Origin of the sequence: Oxynema mangrovii CENA135 (assembly GCF_016632315.1) — a bacterium.
Taxonomy (GTDB): Bacteria; Cyanobacteriota; Cyanobacteriia; order Cyanobacteriales; family Laspinemataceae; genus Oxynema; species Oxynema aestuarii.
On record NZ_JAEOXH010000001.1, the window covers coordinates 1561054 to 1578981 of the forward strand.

The window sequence follows — 17928 nt, forward strand, 5'->3', positions numbered from 1 at the left end:
AGGGGGGTTGGGGGGATTCTACGCCTAATCGCCCCTTAGTAGAGTCGCCGAAAATCCCCTCTGAAAGAAGAATCAATCTCCACTAAAATACAACTAACAATATTTTAATCCCTATAATTCATCCGAAAGCCAAGGGGGTATCGTCGCAAGATGTAACAACTCCAACTTTCACCTCCCCTCCAATCCAAAACTTGTCTCCATTGCTAAACAAATGCGGCAAAATCCCACACCTGCTGAGAAAAAACTTTGGCAGGAGTGCTTGCGACATTTTCCCTTGCGTATTTTGAGACAACGCCCCATTGATAACTTTATTGTTGATTTTTATTGTGCGAGTTTGAAGTTGGTTATTGAAATTGATGGGGACAGTCATTTTACCCAACAGGGTCAAGACTATGATGAAGAGAGGACGCGGATTTTAGAAGGGTACGGGATAACGGTAGTTAGGTTTACTAATGTTGATGTGTTGCAGAATATTGAGGGGGTTTGTCAGGAGTTAGAGCGCTGGATACCCCCAACCCCCCTTAAGAAGGGGGACTTTTAAGAGAGGATGTTATCTGTGGGAAAAAGGGCGATCGCTCTCTCTGGAACCCAGATAAAAAATGAAAGCTATTCTTCATCCTCAAATATTACCGGCCAAATTTCTTCTACAACTAATTCCCATTCAGGAAGTAATTCCGGCACAGTTAAAATGTCACCATTGCCCAAAGTTTGTACCGAAGCATCGGGACGGTAAACTTCAAGTAGGCAAGTATCGGGATCGATTAAAATAGCAATTTGTACGCCTTGGTCGAGATAAATTTTTATTTTTTCCCGCAACTTTTTCAGACGATCGCTTTGAGATTTGACTTCTACCACTAAATCGGGAACGAGAGTAGCAAAATAGCGAACGCTTCTGGGTAAGCGATCGCGCAAAACAAAAGATACATCGGGTGCTTTTAAGTCGCTATTCGGTAAAATAAACCCACCAGCCGAGTCGAATACGCGACCGAGACGACGTGGTTTGACCCAATTGCGAAGTTGACTGGCAAATTCTAGGGAGACTTCACTTGCCACAATATCTGATGGCCCCATAACAATAATGCTACCTTCTTCCAGTTCGAGTTGGCAGTCAAAACCAGCGTCGCTGAGGATTGACTCAATCCGTTCCACGTCTTTTACAGTCATTTCAGGCATAGTGGAAAACTCCAATTGCGCTCCGATAATTTATTGTAACAGTAAAATAGCGATCGCTCTCTTAGGAAAAAGGCGATCGCACTCTGAAAAAAACAGGCGATCGTACTCTGGGAAAAAGGCGATCGCTCTCTTAGGAAAAAGGCGATCGTACTCTGGGAAAAAGGCGATCGTATTTCTGTAGGTAAAAGCGATCGCTCTCTGGAAAAAGGGCGATCGCACTCTGGGAAAAAGGCGATCGCTCTTTGAAAAAAACAGGGGATCGAGCGGTAATGTAGGGGCGATTCGCGAATCGCCCCTACAACAAATCCCGCTTTTTGGAAAAGGATCGCATTTCTGGGAGGGCGATCGCGCTTATTGGAAAAAGGCGATCGCTCTTTGAGGGAAAAGGCGATCGCTCTTTCGGAAAGAACCATTCCCACTACAATAGTCAAACAGAGAGACTCAAACTTAGTGCAAGCCCACGCGAGTGATGACCCCACCGTCTGAATTAGAGAGCGTCCCCCAACAAGATCCGCCGAAACTGTACGATCCGGCGGACTACGAATCGAACGACGATCCCGACTACGACCCCTATCTCGACGAAATCCCCGACGAAGTTGAGATGTCGCTGTTCGATCATCTCGAAGAACTGAGATCGCGGCTATTTTACGCGATCGCCGCGATCGCCGTCGGATTTGTGGGGTGTTTTGTCTTTGTTAAACCCCTCGTCCGCTTGCTGGAAATTCCGGCCCGTGGCGTCACCTTCCTCCAACTCTCTCCTGGGGAATATTTCTTCGTCACGGTCAAAGTCGCCGGGTATAGCGGCTTAATTCTCGCCAGTCCCTTCGTCCTTTACCAAATCCTCCAGTTCGTGCTTCCCGGGTTGACCCGTCGGGAACGGCGCATTATCGGCCCGATCGTGTTCGGATCGGCCTTTTTGTTCCTTTTGGGGTTAGGATTTGCCTATATTGCCCTGATTCCCGCCGCTTTGCAGTTTTTTACCAATTATGGCGCGGGAGTGGTCGATCAAATGTGGTCGATCGAGCGATACTTTGAATTTGTCTTATTACTGCTCTTTTCGACGGGAATCGCCTTTCAAATTCCCGTGATCCAACTCCTTTTAGGTACCCTCGGAATTGTTTCTTCGCAAAAAATGCTTTCTGGGTGGCGCTACGTCATTCTTGGCGCGGCGATTTTAGGCGCTATTTTAACCCCTTCGACCGACCCCCTCACCCAATGTCTCCTCGGTGGCGCGGTGGTCGGCTTGTATTTCGGGGGAATTGGGTTGGTGAAGGTGTTCGGACGTTAATCAGAAAAGATGAAGGGCGCCAAAACAGGCGCCCTTATTGTCTTTAGTGACCAGTTAGCAGAGGAGAATTAACAAGCGATCGCCTCGATGGGGAAACGAGAACGAGAATTCAAGCGGGTATCCGGTTCGGACCACACCAGAGGAACGGACTCCCAGGTCTCGGGGAAGGGTTGGCGGCGGGAGACTTGCGCGGCGCGTTCGTAGTGAGAAAACGCCCGTGATAGATTGGTCAGTCGATCGCCCCCGAGACGATCGCTATACATGAGCGCGAGATTGTTGTGAATGGGGGCGCGAGCTTGGGGAAAACGATCGCATTTTAAAACATCTAAAGCCAGTTCGCAACAGGCGATCGCCGTTTCGGTATTTTCCCCGCGATCGCCGATCGCACTTTCCCCAATCGCCTCGCCCAAATTAACGAGAACCGCCGCCAATTTCAGCGCTTCAAGGGAATTTAACTCGGGGGAAACTCGACCGACCCACTGTCGCAAAAGAGCGAGCCAAGAGGGATCGAAGATCGCTAAATACTCCGACCATTCGGCGGGAACGGCGCCGCCTCCAGTAAGGGTTTCCCAGCTCATTTGTAACAGGCGACCCCACGATCGCTCTTGCGGGTTATCGCCGAGTAAATTTTGCCAAATTCCACTACCGTGGGAACTTAAAACCACTGGAGCGATCGCCCCACCGCGATCGCCGTGGCGGGAGCCCGTTCCCTTAAACCGTTGTCGTTCGGGGAATAAGGGGTGAACCGCGCGAGGCTCAAAGGTATTTTTTAAACTCGGTTGTTGCATGATTAAATACTCCTTCAATTAAAAAAGGCAAAAAATGCCGCTTCAATCGGGCATCACTCGGGTTGAGAAAAAATTATTAATTCCCGATCCAAACGATCGTTCTTGCGAGAGAAAATTGGCAATCTTAAATCAATTGACTCCGGTTGAGCGCGATCGAGTTCCCTAAAATCCGAGGGGATAGGAACGATCGCTCGATTGGGATCTACCCTCTCCGACTTTCAATATTTATACCGTAGTCTTTTTTACGATTTCACCGTTTAAATTTTAGTTTAAGTTTTTGTTTTAATTTCGAGTGAACGAACTCCGCGATCGCCGCCCCGGGCGGATTCTTCTCACTCTATATCCCAATCGCCATCGACAAACATTTCCAGACGATCCAAATCCCGTTCTAACGCGGTCAAACAAGCGACGATCGCCTGCGACACCTCACCGACCTCAACGCTATCACTTTGTGCCTCCGAACCGAGGCGTTCGATTTCGGCAGCACTCGCCGCAATCCCTCGGGCGCCGACATTGCCCGCCGATCCTTTTAAGCGATGGGCTTTGTGGGCGATCGCCTCCGGGTCTCGTTCCCGAATCGCCGCCGCCAACTCGCTCAAATCCGAGCGGGCGTGTTCCAAAAAAGCCACCAGCAAACGACGTTGTAACGGTCGTTTTCCCCGAGATAAATTATCCAACCGCGCCCGGTCGAGCAGTAAATTCGGCGTAGAGAGCGCCCCCGCCGGGCGATCGCCGGGAACGGTGGGAGACGAAGGACTCCAACGGTGCAGAATCCGTGCTAACTCTTCCAATTCCACGGGTTTGCTCAAATAATCGTCCATTCCCGCCGCCAAACACTTCTCCCGCTCTTCCGTCATCGCGTGAGCCGTCATGGCGATCGTCACCGTATGGCGATCGCCGTCTCCTTCGCGCTTGCGTAACTCCGCCGTCGCCCGATAACCGTCACACACGGGCATCTGGCAATCCATCAACACGATATCGTAATGACATTGCGCCAGGCGCTCGAGGGCTTCCTGACCGTTCGCCACGCAATCGCCCTCATACCCTAACGCTTCGAGTTGATTGAGAATCACTTGCTGGTTGACCGGATGATCCTCCGCGATCAAAATTTTGAGCCCGGACCGACGCGATCGCGCCCCCACACTGCCCGACGCCGACCGTTCGCGGCGATCCTCCCCCAGAGACCCGACGCGAACGCCCGACGATCCCACCGCCACCGCCGCCGTCTCGATCGCCCTCGACCGCAGAACCTCCACCAACTTCTCAAACAACTTCGACGCCTTCACGGGTTTGAGCAAATAATGATTCGACCCAGGACCGAGCAACTCTTCGACGCGATCGCGCTCTTGCAGAGAACTCATCAAAATCACCCGAGTCCGCCCCAGCTCACCCCCGACGATCGCCTCGAAAACTGAACCCGAAGAGTCCCGATCCGCCAACGGAACCTCCAACAACACCGCATCGTAAGCGCGATCGCGCCGCCTCGACCGTTGCAGTGCCTCTCTCGCCAACTCCACAGAAGCCACCGCATCCGAATGCATTCCCCAAGAATGAGCCAAATACTGCACCACCTGCCGCGTTCGGGGATGCTGCGCCACCACCAACAACCGCCGCCCCGCCAAATCCAACGGAACCGGAGGCGACAGGGCCTGACGTTGTTTGCCAAACTCCGCCGTAAACCAAAACTTAGAACCGACCCCCAGACGACTTTCAACCCCAATTTGACCGCCCATCAACTCGGTCAACTGCTTGCAAATCGCCAATCCCAAGCCAGTCCCGCCATATTCCCGACTCGCCGACGCATCCACCTGAGAAAACGAGCGAAATAATTTTTGCTGATTTTCCTCGGAAATCCCCACCCCGGTATCGGCGACGAAGAAGCGCAACAAGACCCCCTCTTGGGTTTCCTTTTCCCACGCCACCTGAACCATGACCTCGCCGCGTTCGGTAAATTTAATCGCATTACCGACTAAATTGAGCAGGATCTGACGCAGACGCACCGGATCGCCGTGTAAGTGGCGCGGAACCTGGCTGTACACCAACACCACCAACTCCAGCCCTTTCATTTCCGCTTGGGCGGCGAGCAGTTCGACCACTTCTTCTATACATTCGTCCAAATTGAAATCGATGCAGTCGAGTTGCATTTGTCCCGCCTCTAACTTAGAGAAGTCGAGGATATCGTTAATCACCCCGAGCAGGTGAACCGCACTATTTTGAATAATTTGGGCGTAATCTTGCTGTTTGGGACTCAGTTCGGTTTGATAGAGCAGTCTCGCCATTCCCAACACCCCATTCATCGGGGTACGGATTTCGTGGCTCATGTTGGCGAGAAACTGGGAGCGGATCGAGAGGGCTTCGAGGGCGGCTTCGCGGGCGGCGACGAGGGCTTGTTCGTATTCTTTGCGATCGCTGATATCGCGGTGAATGCCGATCGCCCGTAATGGATTGCCCCGGGCGTCTCGCTTCCAGACTTTGCCCCGTCCGAGAATCCATTTCCACTCGCCGGATTTGGTTTTAATCCGATATTCGGTTTCGTAAATGGGGGTGCGTCCTTGTAAATGATCGCTCAAGACCGCTTTCATGCGATCGATGTCGTCGGGATGAATGGATTGCTCGAAGGAATGGGCGTGGGTTTCGAGTTCCCCTTCTTCGTAACCGAGGATCGCCGTCCACTGGGGACTGAAATAAAGTTCTCCCGTGGCGATATTCCAATCCCACAGCCCTTGTTCGGTTCCTTCTAAGGCAAATTGCAAGCGTTCCTCACTTTCGCGCAAGGCTTCTTCGGCTTGTTTGCGATCGGTAATATCCATCATCAAACCGTCCCAGAGGATATCGCCGTTCGCTTGTTTTTCCGGTCGCGAGGAGGCACAAATCCATTTAATTTGGTTGGAGGGAGTGACGATCCGCCCTTCCCAGTACCACTGCGTGAGGGTTCGAGCGGATTCGAGGATCGATCGCCGCCACTCGACCCGGTCTTCGGGATGGATCAGATCGACGATCGCCCCGGCGTCGGCTTCGATTTGGGCGGGCGGTCGCTCGCAAATCTCCTCACACCCGGAACTGATGAAGGGAAACCGCATCGAACCGTCGTTGTGGAGAACAAATTGATAGAGCGTTCCCGGGACGTTTTTCGCCAACCGTTGCAAGCGGGCTTCGCTATCTCGCAGGGCATTTTCGATGGTTTGGCGATCGCCGATCTCCCGTTGTAATTGGGCGTTGGCTTCCCAAAGGGCCGCCGTGCGTTCGCCGACGGTTTTTTCTAATTGCTGTTGGTATAGGCACAATTGCGATGGGCTGTGGGCGTCGTCGTCGATCGTCGGTCCGAAGGCGATCGCGAATTGAATCGCGCCGTTGTCGTCGCGTATGGCTTTAAACGAAACCGTCGCGATCCCGCAACGGTCGTCCTCGTGGTGAAACTCGAATTCGCTGCGAACGACGGTTCCAGCGATCGCCTGTTGGAAGGCTTGGCGGGTTTTTTCGGCGAAGGTCTCGGCGAGGGGTTGGCGAAGCGTCTCCCCAGGAGAATCGTCGCGATCGCCCGGTGCGGCGTTCCACCAGGGAATTTGCCAAAATAAACGACCGATCGCCTCGTCCCGGGTCAACTGAGCCAAATCGAGCGCCGCTTGGTTAATGTCTAATACTTTGCCGTCGGGTTGGAGAACGGCGATCGATTCCGGGGCAGTCTCAAAAATAGCTTGAAAACGACGGTCGCGATCGCGGAACGTGCGCTTGGCGCTTAGCGAGTCTGAAGGAGTATCGCCCTCGCCGATCCCTTTCTCGTCTTCGGGGTGTTCGGGGGTCGATCCCACGAATTGGCGAACGCTTCGAGGGATGGCCACGCCCACCGCTAACGCCGTTAAAGCGCCGAGTAACTCCACTGCCAGCCACAGCCGTTCGTGGGATCGACCCCCGCCCGCGAGATCGATCGCGATCGCCAGCACGCAGACCGACGCCCATAAGCCTAGGGATCCGAGAAACGGTCGCCACCGACTCGCTTGGGGTTTGAACGACCAGTAAGCGCACGCCAAGGCGATCGAACACCCGGCGAGGGCGATCGTCGTCCGAGCGATCGGCTGTAGGGTCGAGAGGGCGGGTGACAGTGTCGAACCCAGAGAGTTGGTCTCGATCGCTGCGATTAAAAGGAGAAATATTACCATTTATTACCCGACGGTTAGATAGGGATATCGTTAAGATTTGTGGCTGAGTTCGTTTATATTTTAAAATTCCCCTTCTTTTTGAGAAGTCTCTGCATTGACGATCGCTCGCCCACCCCAGCGATCGCGATCGCCCACTCCCGGCGGCAGCGCGATCGCCGTCGTGCTCCGTTGACGGGGTTGGCGTCTTCCTCCTGCCGTCTCTTCCTTTCCCTATTTCGATCTCGGTTGCACTCTCGCTTTCAAGCCACTGATGGGACGGTGTCCGGCGCGGCGATTCTCCTGGGGAGATGCTTCGCGAACGCCCGGTTTTCCCCCAAGCGAGTTGGTGATATTTTACTCGATCGCGCCACGTTTCAATCCCGCGCAACGGGCGCGATCTCGATCGGCTTGTTTCCTTCAAAAGACGACTCAAATCTCGGTTATCGCCTTTTTAACGGGGGCGTTCTACCTTCCCTTCCTTCCCCGGATTAATTGCAAGCATAAAAAAAATTAAGGGAAGCACTTTTGAGCGAAGATCGAGTCTAAGTCCGAGCAGATCGGCAAACGGGCGTTCGCGAAGCGTCTCCCCAGGAGAATCGCCCTCCCCGCCGTTCTCCCCCACTCGATCGTTTCGACGAGCGACAAAAATCGCAATATTTTTTTTAATAATTAACAATAATTAACAATAATTTTTAAATTATTTTGAAAAATTTTTCAGAAACTTCTCACCGGAGAAATTCGTCTTTTTTCTCTAACAAAACTTTTTATACAAATATGACTCGGAGTCGCGACGAGTGATTACTCTAATTTTGGTGCATCCGCAAAGTCTGAGTCCTTCTCAAACCTGGAGTTTCGGCGATCGAGACGTGATTCGCGTCGGGCGATCGCCAGATAACGACGTCGTTCTCTATAGCGCCGTCGTTTCCCGTCACCATCTCGAACTGCGCCGGATCGGTTCGTGCTGGAAGATCGTCAACCTCGGCAGTAACGGCACTTTTATCGACGATCGCCCCTTAATGCAAGCCCCAGTCATCGATGGATTGATGGTGCGTCTGGCCCGTTCCGGACCGCAATTACAAATATTTAAAGGTGCGCGATCGCGAAGCGTCTCCCCAGGAGAATCGCCGATCGCCGAACCGGAATCACAAACGCAATCGGAGGTGTTAGCGAGTTAGTCCCCAACCGGAGCGATCGAATAGACCTTAAACCCGCCGCCCCTCGGTAAAGGCTTTCCATCCATTCCCGTGGGGTAGTTTTCCATCGGCGAACTCGGAACGTAAGGCTGCGGGGCGACAAATTCCCCCTCGACCACCACCTCCATCCCGACAAAATCTTCGAAACTTTCCCATTCCACCTCGTCCGAACCACGCAAGATCGTCCCTTCTGCTGCAGTGCGCTCCTCAATTTCGGCATCGCCGACATCGAGGACGTAATATTCGCTGCCTCCCGCCATCCAAGATTCCGCACTTTGAGACCATTCTTTGCGAATGACCACCCCGGTGAGGGTAACTCGCTCTGCATTTTCTTGTTTCATCGTCGTTTTTGCTAAAAGATGACTCGATCCCGCAACCGGAAGGGCCAGATCGATCGCTGGCGTCAAACAGATCGCACTCAGCAAGGTCATCGAACAAGCGTGAATCGGCTTCATAATTCCCTCGGAAAAAGATATTCGCCAACGACAGCGCAGCAATTTTTCCGAAGTCTAGCACTCGTTCTCGGAGATCGTCTCGCGCACCGCCAACGCCGTTGCAGGAGCCAATAAAATCCCGTTGCGATAGTGACCCGTCGCTAATAAGACATTCTTAAATCCGTCGAGCGGACCGATAACTGGAGCGGGTCGTCCCTCCGGTCGCGGACGCAAACCGCTCCAGGTATTGACGATTTCTCCGTCCGCCAACCCCGGACAAAAGGCGATCGCCCGTTCCCACACCGCATCCAATTGGGCGCGATCGCCCCTCAACTCCATCCCCGCTTGGGGAAACTCCACCGTCGCCCCGATCCAATATTCCCCACGTCCCAAGGGAACGATATGCACGTCATCCCCGGTGAGGACGGGTTCCGGACGGCCCGCACCCAACGGCGTCGCCAACCGGACTTTTAACCCCTGACCGAGAACGGGTCGAATCTCGACAGCTTCCCCCAATTGTTCGGTCAACGCCGTCGAACCCAACCCCGCCGCAACGATCGCCCAATCCACCGCTAACGAACCGACGGAGGTTTCCAACCCCTGGCAAATTTTGCGATCGCCCGTTTCCGTATAACGCGCCCCGAGAACCTCCACCCCGAACTGAAACGCCACCCCCTGACGAGTCGCCGCACTCACCAGCGCTCGGGTCAACGCCACCGGATCGAGTTGTCGGTCTTGGGGGGAGTAGACCGCGCCGATGAGGTCTAAATCTGCCAACTGTTCGTAGCGCGATCGCACCTGTTCCGGAGTCAGTAATTCTAATGACCAGCCCTGAGAACGTCGAGTTTCGCAGAGATTTCGCCATTTTTCCAGATCGTCGCCGGGAAAGCAGAGTTTGACGATCCCCTGACGGTTGTAAGGAATCGAACATTCGGCGATCGCTTCGAGTTCCGGGATTAAAATTTCGTAACGGCGCAAAGTCCTTTCGCGCAGGCGCCACGCGCGCCCTTTGACCTTTTGACTGATAATGCCCATCAACACCCCCAAAGCCGCCTGAGTCGCCCCCGTTGCAGGTTCGTAGGCGCGATCGATCGCCGTAATTTCTAATCCCGGCACCTGGGATAATTCATAGGCGATCGTCGCTCCGATAATACCGCAGCCAATAATAGCAATACGAGTCATGGGATTTTAGAGTTTAGAGTTTAGATTTTAGAGACTGTTTAAAAAATAAACATTAAGAGTCCGGTTTGAGAGGAGGCAATCGCCGGAGCATCAAACGACCGAGGGCTGACATCGGGTTACCTATCTCGACAGACTATTTATTGTGACTTTTAGGGGCTTGGTTAGTGAACCCTAGAGAAGTAGGGGTTTGGTAACCAAACCCCTACCAGATTTTTTTATATTTTCTCGATCGACAGTTTTTGATAAAACCTGAAAAAAATTGGGGACAACCTTATAGACTTGCCCCCAAATTCTTCAATCTTTAAATGGCTCTACAACCTCATCAGTTCGAGCAACGCTCCCCTTCGAGTGACTAGCTATTGGGAAGCTGGTTGAGGAAAGCATCGAAATCGGCTAGAGCTTCCGCGTAGTTATTGAGAGCCAAACTGTAATTCGCTTCAGTCGCCGCGCGATCGATCGTTTCGAGATGGACGAATAATTCTTTCGCTTTATTGCGAGCCGCTTTAGCATCTTGCGGGTCTAAATTACGGGCGACAAAACCCATATCCCGGCGCAAATCGCCAAGGGGACCGTGGATGAAGTTCCCGACATCAATCCAGTCGCGTTCTTGAATCAAAGATTCGAGTTCGCTCATGCGAGCGCGGAAACTTTGAATGTCAGCTTTGTATTCCTGAATGCGTTCCAACTGAATTTGAGAATACAGAGGGGGTTCGCTCGCTTGCGGTCCCCCGCAGCTTACGACGAATACGGTTATCAGTGCGAGAATCCCAGCCAGAATTGAACGATAGCGTGACATAACCTATTTGTTTCCCTTAAATTAACTGAAATCGTTTTCTCAAGAAAAATATATCAAGATCGGGTGCATCGGTCATGGATCGATTTAACATTCTTGAGGATTTTTCCGGTTCAAATCGCGGTAAAATCGACCACCGATTTAGGTTCAGACGACCTGACGTTTGAAGAAAGCCGCGATCGCCTCGCCGACATCTTCAGACCAATGTTCTTGGGCGTAATGTCCGGCTTCCGGGAGGTTGACCCGTTCGCTATTGGGCAGTAATTTCGCCAAATCTTCGGCATCGATCGCCGGAAACCAGGGATCTTGAAGTCCCCACAAAATTAAAGTGGGCTGCTCCCATTCTCTCAGTCCTCGTTCGATTTCGGCACTGGTTTGTTTGAGGTTGAGGCGGCGAATCGTCGTCATCAACGATCGCCCGGCGGCGGAACTGGTCAGAAACGGTTTGCGATAAACGTCTAAATCCGGTTCGGAAATGCCGTAACCGCTTGCCCCTTCCAAGGTGCGATCGACTAAAAGCGGGTCTTGGGTCATCATGTCGCCGACGAAGGGCAGCCCCAATTGACGCAGTTTCCAAGGCAGTCGGGCGCTACTGAGAACGGGGCTATTGAGCATCACCAGGCGTTCGACGCGATCGCCGTTATCGAGGGCGTACTGCACGCCAACGGAGCCGAGAAAGCCCTGTACGACTAAGTAAAAGCGATCGAGGTCGAGCGCGTCAATCAGGCTACTGAGAGCCTTGAGAAAGGCGGCGGGGGTATAGTTAAATTGGCTGTTACTCGGTTGGTCGGAGTTGCCGAAGCCGATCCAATCCGGGGCGATCGCGCGAAACCCTCGTTCGGCCAAAATGGGCATCACTTCGGTCCAGCTATAGCCTTGAGAGGGCAACCCGTGCAACAACAAAACGGGAGGGCGATCGCTCGGGTTTAACGGTTCCGACTCCCGATAAAACCATTTTAAACCGTCAATTTCTATGGTTTTTTCTTCAATTTTCACGAGATTTTTTGAACTCTTGACGTTTAGAGCTTACCGTTATCTTGTCCCGTCAATCAAGAGTGCTCCATCGAGAAGCCCTCGGCGATCGAGGGGTTGTCAATGGGCGATCGTCTTGTTGAATCGAATCCGTCTTTCTGTAGTCCGGTCTTCCCGAGCGCCTCATTCCTACGCCACCCACCCCAGGGTCAAGTCTCCCTTAATAAGGGGAAATGACGGAAATTAAAGGACAGTTAGGGGGATCCTCCCTACTCGTTTTAACTTGAGAAAACCTATAAAAAAAGGGGCATTTGCCCCTTTTTTTAGTCGATATTCAAAACAGAATCCTAGACCTTTAAATCCTAGAAGTTCATTTCTGCAGCTTGAACTTTTTCGACTTGTTTCTTCTTCAAGACCAACATAATTTGAGAAATCATGACAATCGAGAAGAAGGCCAATAAGCCCGTAATCCGACCCGAACTTTGCAGGACGATTTCCGTATCTTTCTGACCGAAACCGCCAACATTCGGGTTGTTGGTAATCGCTTGTCCGGCAGTCACTTCATCGCCTTCGGAAACGATCAATTCCGGTCCGACAGGAATGCTATCGACGACGGCATCGCCTTCACTCGGTTGAATGGTGACTTCATAGCTCCCATCTTCCCCTTGTTCGATCTTGGCGATACTACCCGCGACAGAGGCTTTATAAACCGCATTATTGCTGGCATTTCCAGCCGGGTAAACTTGGCCGCGTCCTCGGTTACCCCCCGCGTGAACCGCATATTTACCGAAGTGAATATTTTTATCCGTTTCGGGATTGGGAGACAACACCGGGAAGACAATTTCTTGATATTGTTCGCCGGGTAACGGACCGACAATGACCACGTTTTCTTGGTCCGCCGCATAGGGTTGGAAGTACAGCCCTTCGACTTTTTCTTTGAGTTCTTCGGGGATGCGATCTTCCGGAGCGATCTTAAAGCCTTCGGGAAGCATCAGCACGGCGCCGACGTTGAGCGGGCCTTTTTCCCCAGTAGTCAACACTTGTTGAACGTTGGTGTCGTAAGGGATTTTAACGATGGCTTCAAAGACGGTATCGGGTAAAACCGATTGCGGGACTTCAATTTCAGTCGGCTTGGATGCCAAGTGGCAGTTGGCGCAGACAATCCGGCCCGTGGCTTCACGCGGACTGTCCGGTGCAGTTTGTTGGGCCCAGAAGGGATAGGCGGCGGCGGACTGCGGTAAGGTCACGTCGAAAGCGACTAACAGCGCCAACGTCGTAACCAGTACCAGTGCGCCTTTCGCCATTGCCCCAGAGAGGCGTTGCAGGATCGGCGATAAGGAAAGTTGTTTCATCGGGAATGGAACGATTTTACTGACGAAGCTCAAACATAGAGATTTTAGAGGGTAAATGGCACTGGCCATCGCCCAGCTAAAATCCGATCGGCTCGAATTCGGTTAGGTCCACCAGGGTTGTTCCCCGGTGCGGAAATCGGTTTCCGTCCAGGGAGTCAATACAACGTTGTCGTCTTGAACGTCGGCGTGAGCTAAGGCTAACGACAGAGGCGCCGGACCGCGCACGACTTTACCTTCGCTGTTGTATTGGGAACCGTGACAGGGACAAATAAATTTATTCTCGCTGGCGTTCCAGGGGACGACACAGCCGAGGTGAGTACAAACGGCGTTTAAGCCGTAATCGGCTAGGGTTTTGTCGTTGGTCACCACGAGGTAAGTGGGATCCCCTTTGAGTCCTTGGGCCAGAGTGCGATCGCCAGGGTTGTGACTGTCTAAAAATTTGCTAACGCTGATGTCGTTCCCCAACGCATCTTTAGCGGTTACGCCACCTCCGGGGCCACCGCTAGAAGGGGGGATAAAATATTTGACAACGGGGTAAAGCGCTCCGAGAGCTGTCCCAGTGACGGCCCCGAAGGTTAGAAAATTCATGAATTGGCGACGTCCCATGCTGGGAACGTCAGGAGATCCGGAAGCTTGAGCCATGACCTAACTTGCTATCTGTGTGTTAAGTTGTATGTCTTAGCCACTCAGTCAAGGGCTAAAATTGGTCAACTCTAGATTTAACAATTGCCTGTGTATATTTAGAGTTAGCCAAACCTGCCAGGGAGCGACAACACCTTGGAAACACCCCCTTCGGCGTTTCTGAAAAAATTATTACATTCTTTGACCCCTCGATCGCATTTTCACCCCTCGGAGTCTCGGAATTGTAACAAATTGTAAAGTAAAAGCTTATGACGGGACGAGACTTACGCCAACTGCTCGTAGACAAGTGGGGCTATTCTTACGACATTAAAATGCGCCGCACCCAGGGCAAAATGTTCGTACAAGTGATGTGGAAATATCTCGAACAAGCCTCATTTCCGCTTACGGAAGCGGAATATCTCGAACATTTGGATACGGTGGTCGCCTATTTGCACGGTTGGGGGGCGATCGAGCAGTTTTGCGCTTATATCGAACAGACGAAAGAACGGCCCCGGTTGGGTAAAGCGGTCAGTATTCCGGTAGAATTGGGCGATCGCGCGTCGGAATGGATGCTCGAAAATTTCTAGTCGATCTTTATCGTTCGAGTTCTAGGTCGCCGGAGGTTTGCTTAGGGTCTGCAAAGGAGAACCGCCGGGTTCCGGGGATCGAGGCGAGTCACGCCGTGGCGATCGATCCCGTCAGTTGTCCCACGAGATCCGCACGGCATTTTATCGGGGAGCGATCGCGATGGAAGTTATCGTCAGATCTTTAACTTTTGAGGGGTTCGGGGAGCGATAAGTCCCGCGCTGTATGCGAAGCATCAGCGTCGGGATCCATGGACTCCCCGAGCTGGCCTCATCCCCACCCTACGGGAAGAGCCAAGCCCTACGATGGGGATGATACAAGTATTTACCCGCAGCTATAGCCTGTAGTAAATTATAGTCATGCTGACCATGAACTACACTTACCGAATCTATCCAAATGCCGTACAGCAGGCTGAACTGTTGGAGTGGATGGAGACGTGCAGAGGCGTATATAACTACGCTTTGCGCGAACTCAAAGACTGGATTGCTTCTCGTAAGTGTTCGGTAGACCGATGCTCGTTGGAAAAGGAATACATCATTCCTGCCGATGAGCCATTCCCGTCTTACCATCGTCAGCAGAACAACCTGCCCAAAGCGAAGAAGCAATTCCCGCATCTGGGTAAGGTGCATTCTCAGGTGTTGCAGACCACGATTCGCAGACTGCACGATACCTGGGAAGCATTTGTGAAACGGGGACATGGATTCCCGCGTTTCAAAAAGTTCGGTCAATTCAAATCCTTTGTGTTTCCCCAGTTCAAGAACAATCCCATCAATGGCTTCACAATCAATTTGCCAAAAATTGGGGAAGTGCCGATCGACCTGCATCGACCCATCCCTAACGGGTTCAAGGTGAAACAGGTAAGGGTACTGTCCAGGATACGGGGGACGCAATGGTATGTTGTCGTCACCATTGAATCGGATATATCGGTTCCCGATGTTCCGGTTCACGGTCGGGCAATTGGGATTGACCTGGGATTGGAGCGATTCTTGACCGCTTCCGATCGCTCTTTCCAAGAGCGCCCTAAGTTTTTCAAGTCGATGCAACGCCAGCTGAAATTGCTGCAACGCAGAGCAGCACGAAAACAGAAGGGTTCTCAAAACTGGGAGAAGGCACAAGTCGAAGTGGCTAGAATGCATCACCGAATTGCGAACCGTCGCAGAGATTTCCATCTGAAAACGGCTCATCAGCTTTGTGACCAAGCGCAAACCATCTTTGCAGAAGACCTCAACGTCAAAGGCTTGACGCGAGGGATGTTGCGAAAAGATTGTGTAGATGCTGCCTTCGGACAATTCCTGTCTCTGACGGAATGGGTGTGCTGGAAGCGGGGAGTCTACTTTGCTAAAGTCAACCCCAACGGTACCAGTCAAACCTGTCCATCCTGCTTTGCTACGGCGAGCAAAGGATTGGAAGTCAGAGAGCATCATTGTCCTGAGTGTGGATATCGGACTCATCGTGACCATGCTGCAGCAGAGATGGTTTTGGATCGTGGACTAGAAAACGTAGTAACCCAGGGACTCTGGGGAACGGAAACCGCCTGTCAAGTCGGTCTGTCGGGGGTCGATGACCTAGATAAGTGGCGTGGGGCAGGAATACCCAATCGCGAGGTTGGGAAGCCCGCGCTGTAATCTTTGATTCAGCGTCGGGAGGATGTCACATAATTGGATGGTCAGTTTGTGTCAATTACTGGCCTTATTTGTGATTTTCACCGGAATTGTTAAATCCCTGCTGGTTTACCTGCGACACGGTTTGTTAAGCGGACATTCTGCCCTCGCCTTCCAAGAAAGTCGCCTAGAAATGGGGTATGCTTTTTCCCTCGGTTTGGGCTTTCTGATCGGCGGGAGTATCTTGAAAACGACAATCGCCCCGAGTTGGAACGATATCGGCCAACTGGCAGCAATTATCGCCATCCGCACCTTACTCAATTCTCTATTGTTGCAAGCCATTACGGGCAGTTCGTCCGATGGAGACGATCGCGATCGCACCTCGCTGTGGGACCGACTCAAAAGCTGAAACGCCGACCTCGCAAACGGCGATTCTCCCTTGGAGACGCTGCGCGAACGCCCGAAATGCCAAGAACTCCCCGGGATCGTAGTGGGGAGTTCTTGCTATTTCAACTCAACTTAGCGCGAACCGACCGTCGCTTCCTTCAAGGTGCGTGGGGCCGCCATTCGCAAAATTTGTTGCATCAGTCCCGGCGCCAGTTGTTTGCACCAGACTGCCAGATGACTTTGCCAACCGACCAAAATTTCCGAATCATCCCGGCGCAGTCCGTTGACTAAGGCTTTGGCGACATCCTCGGCGGTCATCGGAACCACCCAGCGAAACAGGCGCTTATTGCGAACCATGTCCGTATCGGTCAGGGTCGGCAACAAGGCGGCCACTTTGACGTTATACGGCGCCAGTTCGGTTCGCAAGGCTTCGGTAAAGCCGAGAATGGCGAATTTCGTGGCGGAATAGGTCGCCATCGTCGGCGCGGCGACTTTCCCCATGAGGCTGGAAACGTTGACGATCGTTCCTTCTTCGCGGGCTGCCATGCGACGCGCCACCAGGCGGGTCACCGTATACAGTCCCATGAGATTGAGAGAAATTTCTTCGTGAACTTTGGGAAGTTGCGACTGCAAAAATGGCATTTGGTGGGCGACTCCGGCACAGTTGACCAGCAGGTGAATCGGTCCGCAGTCGCGCCAAGCTTTGGCGATCGCGATATTGACCTCGATCGGTTGGGTGAGGTCTAAAGGCATGACCACGGCTTCCGACCCGATCGCCGCGATTTCAGCCGCCAATTCGTTGAGGCGATCGCGATCGCGGGCTACTAAAATGAGGCGTTTCGTGTTTTGGCGGGCTAATTCTAGCGCGATCGCCCGTCCGATCCCGCGTGACGCCCCGGTAATCAGGGCGGTCTTTCCTTGAACATTCATCGTAAAAACCTCCACAATTGAGGTCTGGCCGCACGTCGAGTTCGTCGGGGACCCTGAAATGGTCTAAGTCCCCAAAATGCGGACAGATATTTGTTAATTCAATGACCGAACTAGCAGGAAATTTCAGGTAGATGAGGGTGACATTTCTCGAAGAACTTGCCCGAATATTTCAAGCTCGATTTACGAGGCTGGGAAATGTCATTCCGAATGAATCGAGTGGTGATTCGATCGCCTCGCGGCTGGATATCCGAGGCAAAACCGCAATCGGAGCGATCGAAATCGGGGGATGCTCAATGTGACAAGCCTAGTTATCTGTTGGCCGAACCCCGTGGCGTCGGGGAGACTTGCCAGTCAAACCCGGCAGGGATAACCCACGAAGCCAGTTAAGTGAATGTAGAGCATAACGCACTGGTCTCCTTTTGACGAGCGTCTACAGAAGCGCCCTCATTAACATACAGTAGCAGTTAAATCCAGAAGACGCAATATTTCTTCA

18 protein-coding genes are annotated in these 17928 nt (G+C 52.5%); 7 read left to right on the forward strand and 11 right to left on the reverse strand.

Translation table 11 applies throughout. The annotated features are described in order from the left end of the window. Positions 1-199 precede the first annotated feature (199 nt). Positions 200-541, forward strand: a complete 342-nt coding sequence (locus tag JJD41_RS06215) for an endonuclease domain-containing protein (protein WP_370583822.1) — start codon at positions 200-202, stop codon at positions 539-541. Between the two features lie 65 nt (positions 542-606). Here the strand turns inward: JJD41_RS06215 and JJD41_RS06220 are convergent, their stop codons facing one another. Beyond that, on the reverse strand, positions 607-1173 hold the full coding sequence (locus JJD41_RS06220; protein WP_200665166.1) for a Uma2 family endonuclease: 567 nt from the start codon (positions 1171-1173) through the stop codon (positions 607-609). Beyond that, positions 1161-1604 (reverse strand): hypothetical protein, encoded by a 444-nt coding sequence (locus tag JJD41_RS06225; protein WP_200665167.1) that lies wholly within the window; start codon positions 1602-1604, stop codon positions 1161-1163. The genes JJD41_RS06220 and JJD41_RS06225 overlap by 13 nt, the downstream gene beginning before the upstream one ends. Positions 1605-1642: 38 nt before the next feature. On the opposite strand from JJD41_RS06225, the gene tatC reads away from it, so the two are divergent. Then, a complete protein-coding gene (gene tatC, locus JJD41_RS06230) occupies positions 1643-2461 on the forward strand; it encodes a twin-arginine translocase subunit TatC (RefSeq protein WP_200665168.1) in 819 nt (272 codons plus the stop codon). A 68-nt stretch (positions 2462-2529) separates the two neighbouring features. Here the strand turns inward: tatC and JJD41_RS06235 are convergent, their stop codons facing one another. Beyond that, entirely contained in the window at positions 2530-3249 is a 720-nt protein-coding gene (locus JJD41_RS06235) for a sel1 repeat family protein (protein WP_200665169.1), read from the reverse strand. A gap of 332 nt (positions 3250-3581) precedes the next feature. Then, a complete protein-coding gene (locus JJD41_RS06240; RefSeq protein WP_200665170.1) occupies positions 3582-7406 on the reverse strand; it encodes a PAS domain-containing protein in 3825 nt (1274 codons plus the stop codon). A 39-nt stretch (positions 7407-7445) separates the two neighbouring features. Between JJD41_RS06240 and JJD41_RS06245 the strand changes: the two genes are divergently transcribed. Further along, positions 7446-7877: a hypothetical protein gene (locus JJD41_RS06245; RefSeq protein ID WP_200665171.1), complete on the forward strand. Its 432-nt coding sequence runs from the start codon at positions 7446-7448 to the stop codon at positions 7875-7877. Positions 7878-8179: 302 nt separating this feature from the next. Beyond that, positions 8180-8560, forward strand: coding sequence for an FHA domain-containing protein (locus tag JJD41_RS06250; RefSeq protein WP_200665172.1), 381 nt, complete (start codon positions 8180-8182; stop codon positions 8558-8560). On the opposite strand, the gene JJD41_RS06255 is transcribed toward JJD41_RS06250, so the two are convergent. The 6 genes from JJD41_RS06255 to petC all read right to left on the reverse strand — a co-directional run bounded on the left by JJD41_RS06255 (position 8557) and on the right by petC (position 13953). Then, entirely contained in the window at positions 8557-9033 is a 477-nt protein-coding gene (locus tag JJD41_RS06255; protein ID WP_200665173.1) for a hypothetical protein, read from the reverse strand. The two genes, JJD41_RS06250 and JJD41_RS06255, sit on opposite strands and share 4 nt — an antisense overlap. Positions 9034-9087: 54 nt before the next feature. Further along, positions 9088-10194 (reverse strand): NAD(P)/FAD-dependent oxidoreductase, encoded by a 1107-nt coding sequence (locus JJD41_RS06260; protein WP_200665174.1) that lies wholly within the window; start codon positions 10192-10194, stop codon positions 9088-9090. 352 nt (positions 10195-10546) lie between these two features. Further along, positions 10547-10990, reverse strand: a complete 444-nt coding sequence (gene psbQ, locus JJD41_RS06265) for a photosystem II protein PsbQ (RefSeq protein ID WP_200665175.1) — start codon at positions 10988-10990, stop codon at positions 10547-10549. Positions 10991-11134: 144 nt separating this feature from the next. Further along, on the reverse strand, positions 11135-11983 hold the full coding sequence (locus tag JJD41_RS06270; RefSeq protein ID WP_200665176.1) for an alpha/beta fold hydrolase: 849 nt from the start codon (positions 11981-11983) through the stop codon (positions 11135-11137). A 338-nt stretch (positions 11984-12321) separates the two neighbouring features. Beyond that, positions 12322-13311: a cytochrome f gene (gene petA / locus JJD41_RS06275; protein ID WP_200665177.1), complete on the reverse strand. Its 990-nt coding sequence runs from the start codon at positions 13309-13311 to the stop codon at positions 12322-12324. Positions 13312-13413: 102 nt separating this feature from the next. Beyond that, positions 13414-13953 carry a cytochrome b6-f complex iron-sulfur subunit gene (gene petC / locus JJD41_RS06280; RefSeq protein ID WP_168569255.1) on the reverse strand — a complete coding sequence of 180 codons (540 nt, stop codon included), beginning with the start codon at positions 13951-13953 and terminating at the stop codon, positions 13414-13416. A 248-nt stretch (positions 13954-14201) separates the two neighbouring features. Between petC and JJD41_RS06285 the strand changes: the two genes are divergently transcribed. The 3 genes from JJD41_RS06285 to JJD41_RS06295 all read left to right on the forward strand — a co-directional run bounded on the left by JJD41_RS06285 (position 14202) and on the right by JJD41_RS06295 (position 16527). Beyond that, on the forward strand, positions 14202-14519 hold the full coding sequence (locus JJD41_RS06285) for a DUF3067 family protein (protein ID WP_168569256.1): 318 nt from the start codon (positions 14202-14204) through the stop codon (positions 14517-14519). A gap of 357 nt (positions 14520-14876) precedes the next feature. Continuing rightward, positions 14877-16142 carry an RNA-guided endonuclease InsQ/TnpB family protein gene (locus tag JJD41_RS06290; RefSeq protein ID WP_200665178.1) on the forward strand — a complete coding sequence of 422 codons (1266 nt, stop codon included), beginning with the start codon at positions 14877-14879 and terminating at the stop codon, positions 16140-16142. A gap of 22 nt (positions 16143-16164) precedes the next feature. Next, positions 16165-16527: a DUF1622 domain-containing protein gene (locus JJD41_RS06295; RefSeq protein WP_200665179.1), complete on the forward strand. Its 363-nt coding sequence runs from the start codon at positions 16165-16167 to the stop codon at positions 16525-16527. 110 nt (positions 16528-16637) lie between these two features. On the opposite strand, the gene JJD41_RS06300 is transcribed toward JJD41_RS06295, so the two are convergent. Next, positions 16638-17435, reverse strand: a complete 798-nt coding sequence (locus JJD41_RS06300) for an SDR family NAD(P)-dependent oxidoreductase (protein ID WP_200665180.1) — start codon at positions 17433-17435, stop codon at positions 16638-16640. Between the last annotated feature and the right edge of the window lie 493 nt (positions 17436-17928).